This window comes from Chloroflexus sp., assembly GCF_034432675.1.
In the GTDB taxonomy this organism is placed as follows: Bacteria; Chloroflexota; Chloroflexia; order Chloroflexales; family Chloroflexaceae; genus Chloroflexus.
The window spans coordinates 1-11,239 of record NZ_DAOUBI010000212.1; the positions used below are offsets into that span (position 1 = coordinate 1).

The window sequence follows — 11,239 nt, forward strand, 5'->3', positions numbered from 1 at the left end:
CCCGCGGCGGAGCCGCGCCCCTATGTGCCGTCCAAAGAAGGCGTCCGAGTGGTTTGACTTTTGGGGAGCATTACACCCGCCCCTACATATCATACTGGTGATACCCACGGCTCGTTACGAAGGCGACGGATAGTCCCGCTTCACCGCATATCCGGTGACAGGTAGTGATGGACCGCATTACTCAAGATTTGGTATTACTCCGCAAAGCAACCCGGCTGATTCATTGCAGACACCGTAACCATTGCCAACCGCCGGCGCAGCGTTCACACACGCCACCGGGAGAGAGTCAGGACCTTCCACGCAAAAACACATCACCGAACCAGAAGGGGCAGGCGTGAGACCTGCCCCTGGTTCGTGCATGACTCGCGTGACCATCAATTCCTGGCGACCCTCCCCTGCAGCTGCCGAAATAATCCTTTGAAAATAGCAGCAGCCTGGGGCGTATGTTCGAGCTGGTTCACATTCAGTGCATAGTTACAGGCGTCTAGCAATCGCCTGTTCACATGGCTGGTGCGCTGCGAAGATTCATACGCAAAGTACAGAAGACCCACCCGCACCCCATGTTTCATCAGTGCCCGAACCAGCGGCGTCAAATCACCATCACCGGTAACCAAAACGGCAACATCAATTTTGCCTTCCATAGCCCGTTCCATGGCATCAATCGCGAGCGATACATCTACCCCTTTCTCTTGACCATTCGGGGGCATTGGCACATATTTCGGCTCAATGCCGGCATGTACCAAATCAATATGCCGATTACGCTCAATCTGAAACTGTTTTTCACTGGTTTGCGCTGAATGGAACAGACCCTGGTGCCAGCTTGCGTAGACAACCCGGTGGGCGACGTAGCGTTGCTCTTTGCTACTGACAAATTGTTCGATTAGACGATGAAAGGGAACAAATGACAACCAGCCAACTTTTTTCTCGCTGTAAAAATAGAATTGCGCATACGTAAAGTATGAACCATCGTAAAAAACACCGATGCGGCAGACGTTGTTCATAAAGCCTCCAGCAGGTGATTACAATGCAGAGTCGGAGCGTTGGTCGGCTTCATTATAGCATTCCAAGTGAACCATCGTATGTACAATGTATCACTCTTCACGCTCACTGACTCATCATCCGCACCACCCGCAGACTGGCCGCCGCATCGATCCGCGGGGTATACTCAAGACCGACATAGCCACCGTACCCATGTTCACGCAAGATGCCGAAGATATGCTCGTAATTGATTTCACCGGTGCCCGGCTCATGGCGACCGGGAACGTCGGCGACGTGGATGTGACCGATAAGATCGAGATTGGTCAGGATGCGACGGGTCAGGTTTCCTTCGCTGATCTGTTGATGGTAACAATCAAACAACAGTTTGACGTGCGGTTGACCAAGCTCGCGCACGATGGTAAAGCCCTCGTCGGATGACCAGAGAAAACTACCCGGATGATCGACCGGGTTGCGCGGTTCGAGGAGTAGATTAAGACCGGCATCAGCCGCAGTCTCGGCAGCCTCATGCAGCGCATCAACCAGATAGGCGCGTTGCGTGGCATAATCAAGGTCTGACCGGGTAATGCCACCGTGAACGATGAGGTTATCACAGGCCAGATCAACTGCCAACGCGGCACTGCGCGTCACTTCATCACGAAAGCGTGCTCGCTGATCGGGATCATTGGGGGCTGCTTCGCTGCCGAAAATAGCCACACAATGCAGGCGTAAAGCGGTTTGCAGAGCAATGGTGATGTTCATGTCCTTGCCCTTCCGCGTCCAGAATTCATAGGCGCGGAAGCCGAGATCGGCAATGTGTTCGAGTCGCTGCTCAAACGGGCGATCGGTGAAGATCATATCGAGACAGACTGAGAAGCGGAGGGGTGCGAGGGCCGACATCTTCAACCTCACTTTTCTGCACAAGAGCTCTTATGGCGCAACCGACCCGTTGCAGCGCTGGCGATTCATGATGCATCTGACTGGCTGGTCGGTCAAATCGTTCCACATTGCCTGCTCCTATTATACTGTTGTTGGCGCCTGATAGTGTATGCTTTGCCGACGAAATTGCCGGGAAGCGCTTGCGAAATTATTTCCACGCTTAGATGCATGTGCTACGTTGTTTAGATTGCGGAAGTTCGGCTTTAGTATCTCTGCGTTCCAGGCCGGACGCTTATGACATACACCAATCTCTGCCTCCCGCTTATACGTAGCCTGTATGTGGTTTCCACCAGAACCAGGCTACATGAACTCCATCAATCCGGTCGGGCTATCCGTTGAGCACAACGCTCAATCACCTCACCGTCGCACGACGTTGCAACCTGAGACAGCTTCTACTCGTGTGTTGTATCTGAGCTTGCTACCGGGTTCGGCACATCATTCTTTCGCCGCCGGCGAACGGTTTTGAGAAGGGTGGTAATAGCGGCATCTAATTGACTATCCCGCCCATATGCCCACTCTCCCAACGGACGCACTGCCTCTACATCAACCGGCCTGCCTCGTCCCTCCAGATCTTCGCCCTCCGGCGTTACGACGTACAACCGTGGTAACCGCAACCAGGAGCCATCAAGCAACGGTATCTGGTATGTCCATATCACTGCTCCGGCAGTTGGTCGCCCAACGACCTTCCCCAGCCGTAATCGCCGATAGCTTTCACTCAACATTTCGGTGTTGCTTGCTGAGCGTTCATTCGTTACCAACACTGTAGGCCGGTCGAGCACGCGATTACCCGCCAGATGACTGGCATCAGTCGTGCCAAGATCACGAAACCCACTGCGCAGCGCCGAACGCCGCATCAGGACATCGAGAATAAATGTCGCTGTATGGCCGCCGCGATTGTAGCGTACATCAATAATGACACCGGCTTTGCTGTGGGTTTCCGCATCGAGATCAACCAGAAATTGTTGATAGGCAGCATAGCTCATCTCGGCAATGTGCACATACCCAAGACTGCCTTGACTGTGGGTGTGAACATATTGTTCATTGTTGAACACCCAATCACGGTAACGCAACTGTTCATACGCGCCGGCATTGATGGGCCGAACGACGATCTCGCGTTCGGTACCATCATTCGCCCGCAATACCAGCCGCACCCGCCGGCCAACACTGCGCAAGAGCAGCTTATGTAGTGAGAGCGTTCCATTGAGCCGCGTTCCATCAATTGCGACCAGCTCTTCGCCGGGACGCGGTGGATCGGCAGTCAGCGCCGCCGGGCCATCAGGCAGGTTACGTTCGACGATCAGCCGACCTTCGCGGAGCAGTGGTTCGGCGGCAAAGATAATGCCGATGAAGCCATCCTCGCTCTCACTGTTGTAGAAGGAACTGCCCAGATGCGAAGCCCGCAGTTCACCAACCATCAAATTGATCAGCGTATGTAGCTCACCGGTAGTTTGGACTGCGCCTACCAGTGATGCGTAGCGATCACGCACGGCCTGCCAGTCCTGCCCACGAAAGGTCGGATCGTAGAAGCTATCACGTAGCTCGCGCCAGGCTTCAATGAAGATTTGCTCCTTTTCACGATGAAAATCTACTTCAACCTCAGCCCGCAGTGAGAGCCGGTTCGGCTCGTTACCACCGGGAAAGCGGCGTACCACAACCTGCCCATCTTCAAGGTAGTAGAAGTTACGTCCGTCCGGAGCAAATTGCAGAAATCCTTTGCGCGTGTCGCTGGCGGTCAATTGCCGTGGTGGTTGATTCGCCCGCGGCTCATCGAGCGGCATCGTCCAGACATCAACTTTACCGGCTACCGAAGCCAGAAAGAGCAGGTCTTTGCCATCAGGGCTGATTGGACCAGCCATCGCGTTCATCTGTGGCGGCGTCAGCAATCGTAAGCGCCGTTCAATGCCCTCGTAGATAATCGGCTCGGTCAGCGGTTGAGACACTCTTGGTTCTTTGGCGGATTGATCGCCGGGTTCGGTTGGTTTTTCCTCCTTTTTTTCAAATAATCGTTCAAACGCTGTTTCGCGAAACACTGGCTGCGACGGACGCAGATCGACACGCGCAATCTGCGCTTCTAACCGGTACTGTTCGGTAGTGAAGATGATAAAGCTCCCATCCGGTGACCAGCACAAATTGCCGCCATCGAGGTTGCTGAGAAAGGTGATCTGGCGCGGCTCATCACCGGCTGCCGGCACGATGTAGACATTGCTGAAGAGACGATCATCCTGGGCGATAAACGCCAGATAGCGCGAGTCGGGCGACCAGCAAAGATCGGCGGCAACCGCAAACCGGGCCTGGCACACTTCACGTGGTGACGGATCTGTCACCTCGATCACCTCAATGATCCGCTGGTCGCGGATGTAGGCGATTGATTTCCCATCAGGTGCAATCCGCGGTAACATCTTAGGCCGACCATCACGGGTAAGTTGTTGCTCCTGTCCGCTGCTGAAATCGTAGGCAAATAGTTCAACTTCTCCGTAGCGGTCGGAGAGATAGATTAAACGCTGCGAGTCAGGGGCCCACGCGATACTCCACTCACGGGCGGGTGTATTGGTAACCCGAAACGCCGGCCCCTGGCGCAGGTCACGGTCAGTCTCTTTGTCGGCAAAATCGGCAAAGACATCACCACGGGCCACAATCGCCAGTTTCTTTCCATCAGGACTGAGGCGAACTTCGCTAAACCCACTCGTCCAACGTTCAACCCGTACTGGTGTTCGTTTGCTATCTATCCGCACCCGAATCGGAACAGGCACACTTTCGCCACTGATCGGATCGATCCGCCACAACTGACCATCACCACGTTCGCAGACAATCACGTTGTTACGCCGGGCAATCGCCGGAAAGAGCAAGCGTCCATCACGAAAATGGGTTATTTGCCGCGCTTCACCCTCACCAAGTGGCAGGTACCACAGGTTCTCGTTGCCATCGCTATCGCAAACGATATACAGACCCTGACCATCCGGTGCCCACAACGGCCAACCCAGTTTTCCTGCGTACACGAGACGTTGCCCGAAAGGGCCGGCAACCTGGCACAATGCCCGGTAGTCGGGTTCAGTTGGTCCTAACCATATCTCATTCGAGGAGAAGGGATGGGGGCCACGTCGCCACCAGCGCTCGCGTATGTTGACAAAGGCCAGCCTTGTGCCGTCGGGCGACACTGCCACCTGACCAAGCTGTTCATACGGTTCAAGATAGATCGGCGCCGGCGTACCACCACTTGTCCTCACCCGATAGATTGCCGAACCCATCTGTTCAATAGCAGTGGTGAAGAAGACAGCATCCCCATCGTTTGCCCAGTCTTCCGGGGTGCATTGTTCGTCTTGAAACGTGATCTGGCGCGGTGGGCCGCCCGCCAGGTCGAGAACATACAAATCACCAGACCCATCACGACCGGCGCTGAAGAGGATACGCTGTCCATCCGGGCTAAACCGCGGTCCGTAATGATTGGCTGGATGGGCTGTAAGGCGTTCAGCAACCCCGCCTTCAATCGAGATAAGCCAGACATCACCAGCGGCGATAAATGCTAGCAGCCGCCCATCAGGATCAAGAGCTGGTTGACGCAAAAGGGCCTGAGATTTGGACAAGGTGGTTCCTCCACATTCCAATATATACTGTTCTTGTTATTCGCAGGTATGTATGATAAATCATCTTACAGCGTGTTGATCCAAACATCCAGAGATACACGTCTGGCGACGAATGATAGCGCTACCATCCTCACTTGCCCCTCTTCAAACCGTTCCCACCTATTGGTAAGCCTGCTCTTCCCAGACAAACGTGCGCGCCAGGATAGCATCAATCAAACCGGGAAACAGTCGTCCGATCCAGAGGGCCAACCGATCACTCCAGCTCACGTAGGCCAGGCGTGGCTCGGTGCGCGCTGCCCGCAAGATAGTGCGGGCCACAACCTCTGGTGGCACACCCGGCGGTGCAATTCGTCGGCGCTCGCGTCCACGCCCCAGCCGCCGCTGATTGAAATCTGTGCGCGTCGTACCCGGACGCACAACGGTAACGGAAATCCCACTCCCGTGCAACTCAATCCGCAAGGCATTGCTGATCTGTTCGAGCGCAGCCTTTGCCGCCGCATACCCACCTAAAAAGGGTAGGGGCTGAACTGCCAAAACCGACGAGACGTTAATGATCTGACCACGACCGCCAGCCCGCATGATCGGTACGACTGCCTGGGTCAACCAGATTGGGCCAAGCAGATCGACGGCTAACACCCGCTCTAGATCGGCACGTGCCAGCCTGGTTACCGGGCCGGTCAGACCGATCCCGGCGTTATTAATCAAGATGTCAACCTGCCCGTAAGTTGCTACTGCCCGCTCCACCAGCCGCATACACGCCTCTGGATCGGACACATCGGTTGGTACTGCCAACGCCTGCGGCAAATCGGCTGCCACCTGCGTTAAAGCTTCCTGCGAACGGGCAGCCAGCACCAGGCGAGCACCGGCAGCCGCAAAACAACGAGCCGTCGCCGCCCCAATCCCACTTGAAGCACCGGTAATAATTACCACCCGATCACGCGGATCCATAATGTGTACCTGTCATTTTCAACCCTCGCCGCGGTCCCGCAGATGCTTACAAATACCGGCTTTAATCGTCTGTCCCGGTACTTCGTGCCCTAACATGCGTTCAAGTTCACGCGCCGTCGCCATGAGTGCCGGCAGATTCAACCCGGTCGCAATCCCCATTTCGTGCAGCAAATGCGTGACATCTTCGGTGCAGAGATTACCAGGAGCGCCGGGCGCAAACGGACAACCACCGATACCACCAATGCTAGAGTCAAACAGATCGACACCCAACTGCAATGCCGCTAGCAGGTTTGCCAGGCCGGCCCCTCGCGCACTGTGCAAATGCAAACGCAACGGTTGACGTGGAAAACGTGATCGAAACGCACGGACAACCTCTTGCACCAGGAGCGGGTGTGCCATACCGGTGGTATCGCCCAACGTCAACTGCTCGGCACCCAAATCGAGCAACCGCTGGCACAGATCCAACACCCGCTTAATCGGTACATCCCCTTCAAACGGGCAACCAAAGGCCACCGACAGCACCGCATCAAACGGCTTCCCGGCTGCATGCACCAGCGTCGCCATCTCGGCCACCTGCACCAGTGATTGCTCGATACTCATATTCACATTACTGCGATTATGGCTCTCGCTGGCGCTGAGAAACACCTGCACAACATCTGCACCGGCGGCAATTGCCCGCCGCGCTCCGATAACATTCGGAGCAATTGCACTGTACACCACCCCAGGCTGGCGCTTGATACCGGCAAAGACAGCTTCCGTATCGGCCATCTGCGGCACTTGTTGCGGACGCACAAATGCCCCTACTTCAATCGCACGCAATCCGGTCGCTGCCAACAACTCAATCAACGTTATCTTCTGCGCCGTCGTCAGAATCGTTGGCTCATTCTGCAAACCATCACGCGGCCCTACTTCACGAATATGCACAAACGTCGGTAGCGTGCCAATTGTCATTGTGGTCATCATCGACCTCCCTGGTTGCTGGTTTTGAACGGTTCATGTTGCCGGCAATCACTGTTGGCAGCCTGCAATCATCATGATCGGCACAATGTATGACTCAGCAGTGATTGATCTTTTCAGTATGGTAGAGACTCACACTCCGTCTGTCAAATGGTTGCAATGAAACAGATTAGTAACTCCACTGTAACCTGTTCTTCTACCCTGACAACAGAACCACACAACGTGGGGCATCAAAAACGGATAGACAGCGCATAGCGCTGAATGGAGGAACCAATGGATTGGTCGAAGCAGGCGAATGACATGATCAAGATGTGGACCGGTACGCAACAGAAGGTCTGGGATAGCTGGATGGCATCAATGCAATACATGGCAGCCCCGCAGAATCCAGAAGCATGGCAGAAGACGGTCGATAGCTGGCGGGGGACGGTCAAGCAAACGCTGGAAGCACAGGTCGAGCTGACCCGCATGTGGGCAGAGGCCGTCGCCGCGAACAGCGTTAACATGCCGAATCTCCCGCCGATCCCTGGCGTCCCCACAATCCCTGGACTTAATCCAGCATCGCCAACCTCGGTGGTGGAATGGAGCCGGCAAGTTCTGGAGTTGACCCGCAATTTCACCGAAAGCCAGACCCGCTTTATTGAGGGCTGGTTCGAAATGCTCAAGAAGTCGGATCCGACCACGATTGCCCGTGGTTGGGATACGACGCAAATGCAGAAGGTGATGCAGAGCTGGCAAGAGGCGATGCAGCGGGTGATCGAGGCTCAGGCTGAACTGGGTAAAGTGTTGATGGGAGTTGTCAACAACACTGTCGAGAAGAAGTAACGTTGTTTTCTCTACGTGAATTGACGCTCATTGAGGGAAGTGATGCTCTCTGGTTGCATACACTTCCCTCAATTTCTTTTGCTTTCGGTATCAGTTTGCTATTCAGCAACCCCATACCACGCGGCAAAATGGTGTACCGGGCCATGCCCTTGACCTAAACCTGGTGCATGACGGAGAGCGGTGGTAATGTATTCTTTCGCCTGCACAACCGCATCAGGTACCGACAGGCCTTTCGCCAGACCAGCAGCAATGGCCGAGGCGAAAGTACAACCAGTTCCATGGGTGTGTCGTGTCTCAATCCGCGGCGCCGTAAAGTGCTGATACTGCGCACCGTCGAAGAGTACATCAACACTATCACCTTCGAGATGTCCACCTTTCACCAGCACCCAACGCGGCCCCATGGCGTGGATCATCTGTGCCGCCTGTTCCATCTCAGCAATCGTTGTAATGCTAAGCCCAGTTAGTGTCCGTGCTTCCGGGAGATTCGGGGTCACGATGGTGGCTAGAGGCAACAACAGCGTGATCAAAGCCTGCCGCGCCTCAGGGTGCAACAACGGATCACCGCTTTTTGCTACCATCACTGGATCGACCACCAGATACGGCCACTGATAGGCTCGTGCCTTCTCGGCAACCACGGCAATAATGTCGGCATTTGCCAGCATCCCGGTCTTCACCGCATCAACGCCGATGTCGGTAACGACCGAGTCGATCTGTTGACCGACAAACGCTGCCGGCAATTCCACCACCCCTTGTACCCCTACCGTATTCTGAGCCGTTACGGCGGTGAGCACGCTCATACCATAGGCACCCAGAGCCGCAAATGCTTTTAAATCAGCCTGAATACCGGCTCCGCCACCAGAATCAGAACCGGCAATCGTCAGACAACGCGGTAACGTCATAGCGCCTTCTCCTGAACAACTGACACCAGCGCACGCAATTGACGAGCAGCGGCAGTGACATCATCTGCTGCGACCACTGCCGACACAACAGCAATCCCATCAACACCTGCCCGCATCACATCCGCGGCATTAGCTTGGTTAATACCACCAATCGCAACAATTGGGATTGAAATGTGTTGCCGAATACGCCGTAGCTCTCCGAGTCCAATCGGTGGTTCGGCATCTGGTTTAGTGGCGGTAGCAAAGATTGGTCCAACGCCAAGATAGTCGGCACCGTCTTGGACCGCCTTGGTTGCCTGATGCAAGCTGTGAGCCGAGACTCCCAATAGCTTGTCCCCAATTAATCGTCGCGCCAGCGCAACCGGCATATCATCCTGACCAACATGGACGCCGTCCGCATCTACTGCTAGCGCCACATCTAGTCGATCATTCACAATAAACGGGATACCGGTGCGACGGGTTAGGTCACGCAATGCTTGCGCCTCAGCCACCATCTGACGGGTTGAAGCGTGCTTCGCCCGATACTGCACGACAGTCGCACCACCCGCGATAGCTGCCTCAAGCACCTCACGGTGTGAGCGCCCTTGTAGTAGTACGTCATCGGTTACAACGTAGAGTCGCCAGTCAATCGTACGTGCCACACTCACGGGCCACCCCTTTCTCTTCTATGAAGGTCAGCGAAGGCTAGCCTGCGACAGAAGTCACCCGTGCCCCGACGCGAATCTGATCAGCCGAAAGATGGTAGATAGCATCGTAAAAGGCCACCTTAAAGCTGGCCGGCCCACGTGCTGCCGGTGCGGCCAGTTCAGCGGCCAGACCAAAACACGCCAGTGCTGCTGCTGCAGCAAAGGGATAATCGCGCTCGACGGCAGCAAATGCAGCAACCACCGTGGTTGCCGAACAACCGGTTCCGGTAAGCGTTTTTAGCCATTCGTGACCATTATCAACCAGATATACCCGGTTGCCATCGGTGACAATATCTTGCCGACCGGTAACAGCAACCACGGTACGATACTGCTTGGCCAAAGCTTTTGCCGCGGTAATCGGATCATCCAGTTCTACAACTGCCTCTACACCCTTGACCACTCCACCCATTCCGGCTAAAGCACCGATCTCACCGGAATTTCCCCGCACCACCGCAATCTGAAGCTCTTCAAGCAACCGCCGATCACTCGCCGTGCGCAGGCTTGTCGCACCGGCACCCACCGGATCGAGCACAATAGGAATCCCCAGCTCGTTTGCCCGCCGACCGGCAATCAACATCGCTTCAATCCAATCAGGCGACAACGTGCCCACATTCAACACCAGCGCACCCGCAGCGGTCACCATCTCGGCCACCTCGGCTCGATCATGCGCCATAACCGGCAACCCACCGATGTGCAGCGTTACATTGGCCGTATCATTCATCACCACAAAATTGGTAATGTGGTGAATGAGGGGGCGCTGCTGGCGCACCCGTTCGCGCAACTCCGCGATCCGCTCGTTCAGAGTCATCATTGCCTCCTTGCGCCAGCAAACGGCGGAACATCATTGGGCAGGTAGCAAAAACCGCCCTGCCGCGGCAGGACGGTTATTCCGCAATGCAGACGGTGCAATACACCTGCACCCTGCTCCTCCCTCCGCTGGCATAACCCAGATCAGGTTCAAAGGGTCGGTGTCGGTGGCGATACGCCTGGACACCCTCTCAGCCCGGCTCTCCCAGGCTCCCCTGGCTTATTGGTTACAAAGAATCATAGCATGGAAGGATGGCTTGTGCAAGGCAGGTTATCACTCGTGAGTCTCTCAAAATAGACACCGTGTAAGCTCTACACCAATCAACGTGACAGGAAACCCTGCACCTACACCATGGAATATTCTTGCAGAAGTCTCCTTACAGATACCGTATGCAACACGCAATACTGTGTCGTCACAGCGATCATCGCTAGAACCTGTTTCAAAAACATCTACTTATAAAGTTACCTCATTCATCGCCGACCGATTCCATGATCGTGACGCGCACACCCGGCATCCGCATGACCAGCCGGGTCAACAACGTGACACGTACCGGATCGTGAGCACGGCCAGCGCGGCAGCATGGCTGCCGCACTCCAAACTACGCACCACGCGGATGATGAGCGA

Annotated in this window: 9 protein-coding genes and 1 riboswitch; of the genes, 1 reads left to right on the forward strand and 8 read right to left on the reverse strand. The window is 55.4% G+C overall.

What is annotated here, in order from left to right; translation table 11 throughout:
- Positions 1-374 precede the first annotated feature (374 nt).
- The 5 genes from VAE55_RS15870 to VAE55_RS15890 all read right to left on the reverse strand — a co-directional run bounded on the left by VAE55_RS15870 (position 375) and on the right by VAE55_RS15890 (position 7,403).
- The gene (locus tag VAE55_RS15870) at positions 375-1,001 is read right to left on the reverse strand and encodes an NYN domain-containing protein (protein ID WP_322816708.1); all 627 of its coding nucleotides are present in this window, start codon (positions 999-1,001) and stop codon (positions 375-377) included.
- A 103-nt stretch (positions 1,002-1,104) separates the two neighbouring features.
- A complete protein-coding gene (locus VAE55_RS15875) occupies positions 1,105-1,875 on the reverse strand; it encodes a hydroxypyruvate isomerase family protein (protein ID WP_322816709.1) in 771 nt (256 codons plus the stop codon).
- Between the two features lie 431 nt (positions 1,876-2,306).
- Positions 2,307-5,495 (reverse strand): S41 family peptidase, encoded by a 3,189-nt coding sequence (locus tag VAE55_RS15880; protein WP_322816710.1) that lies wholly within the window; start codon positions 5,493-5,495, stop codon positions 2,307-2,309.
- Between the two features lie 159 nt (positions 5,496-5,654).
- A complete protein-coding gene (locus VAE55_RS15885) occupies positions 5,655-6,443 on the reverse strand; it encodes an SDR family oxidoreductase (protein ID WP_322816711.1) in 789 nt (262 codons plus the stop codon).
- A gap of 18 nt (positions 6,444-6,461) precedes the next feature.
- Positions 6,462-7,403 carry a hydroxymethylglutaryl-CoA lyase gene (locus VAE55_RS15890; RefSeq protein WP_416181213.1) on the reverse strand — a complete coding sequence of 314 codons (942 nt, stop codon included), beginning with the start codon at positions 7,401-7,403 and terminating at the stop codon, positions 6,462-6,464.
- 270 nt (positions 7,404-7,673) lie between these two features.
- Between VAE55_RS15890 and VAE55_RS15895 the strand changes: the two genes are divergently transcribed.
- The gene (locus VAE55_RS15895; RefSeq protein ID WP_012256278.1) at positions 7,674-8,222 is read left to right on the forward strand and encodes a hypothetical protein; all 549 of its coding nucleotides are present in this window, start codon (positions 7,674-7,676) and stop codon (positions 8,220-8,222) included.
- A gap of 98 nt (positions 8,223-8,320) precedes the next feature.
- Here VAE55_RS15895 and thiD read toward each other — a convergent pair whose 3' ends face one another.
- Genes thiD through thiM form a run of 3 tightly spaced genes read right to left on the reverse strand, consistent with a single transcriptional unit; the run spans position 8,321 to position 10,615 of the window.
- A complete protein-coding gene (gene thiD / locus VAE55_RS15900; RefSeq protein ID WP_322816713.1) occupies positions 8,321-9,121 on the reverse strand; it encodes a bifunctional hydroxymethylpyrimidine kinase/phosphomethylpyrimidine kinase in 801 nt (266 codons plus the stop codon).
- Positions 9,118-9,768, reverse strand: coding sequence for a thiamine phosphate synthase (gene thiE, locus VAE55_RS15905; RefSeq protein ID WP_322816714.1), 651 nt, complete (start codon positions 9,766-9,768; stop codon positions 9,118-9,120). The genes thiD and thiE overlap by 4 nt, the downstream gene beginning before the upstream one ends.
- Before the next feature lie 37 nt (positions 9,769-9,805).
- Positions 9,806-10,615: a hydroxyethylthiazole kinase gene (gene thiM / locus VAE55_RS15910; RefSeq protein ID WP_322816715.1), complete on the reverse strand. Its 810-nt coding sequence runs from the start codon at positions 10,613-10,615 to the stop codon at positions 9,806-9,808.
- Between the two features lie 103 nt (positions 10,616-10,718).
- Positions 10,719-10,841: riboswitch (TPP riboswitch) on the reverse strand.
- Between the last annotated feature and the right edge of the window lie 398 nt (positions 10,842-11,239).

What these genes read in the sequence shown, in the direction of transcription:
- thiD (WP_322816713.1), bottom strand. Translation starts at nt 9,121, where the DNA reads ATGACGTTACCGCGTTGTCTGACGATTGCCGGTTCTGATTCTGGTGGC.
- VAE55_RS15885 (WP_322816711.1), bottom strand. Translation starts at nt 6,443, where the DNA reads ATGGATCCGCGTGATCGGGTGGTAATTATTACCGGTGCTTCAAGTGGG.
- thiM (WP_322816715.1), bottom strand. Translation starts at nt 10,615, where the DNA reads ATGACTCTGAACGAGCGGATCGCGGAGTTGCGCGAACGGGTGCGCCAG.
- VAE55_RS15895 (WP_012256278.1), top strand. Translation starts at nt 7,674, where the DNA reads ATGGATTGGTCGAAGCAGGCGAATGACATGATCAAGATGTGGACCGGT.
- VAE55_RS15870 (WP_322816708.1), bottom strand. Translation starts at nt 1,001, where the DNA reads ATGAACAACGTCTGCCGCATCGGTGTTTTTTACGATGGTTCATACTTT.
- VAE55_RS15890 (WP_416181213.1), bottom strand. Translation starts at nt 7,403, where the DNA reads ATGACCACAATGACAATTGGCACGCTACCGACGTTTGTGCATATTCGT.
- VAE55_RS15875 (WP_322816709.1), bottom strand. Translation starts at nt 1,875, where the DNA reads ATGTCGGCCCTCGCACCCCTCCGCTTCTCAGTCTGTCTCGATATGATC.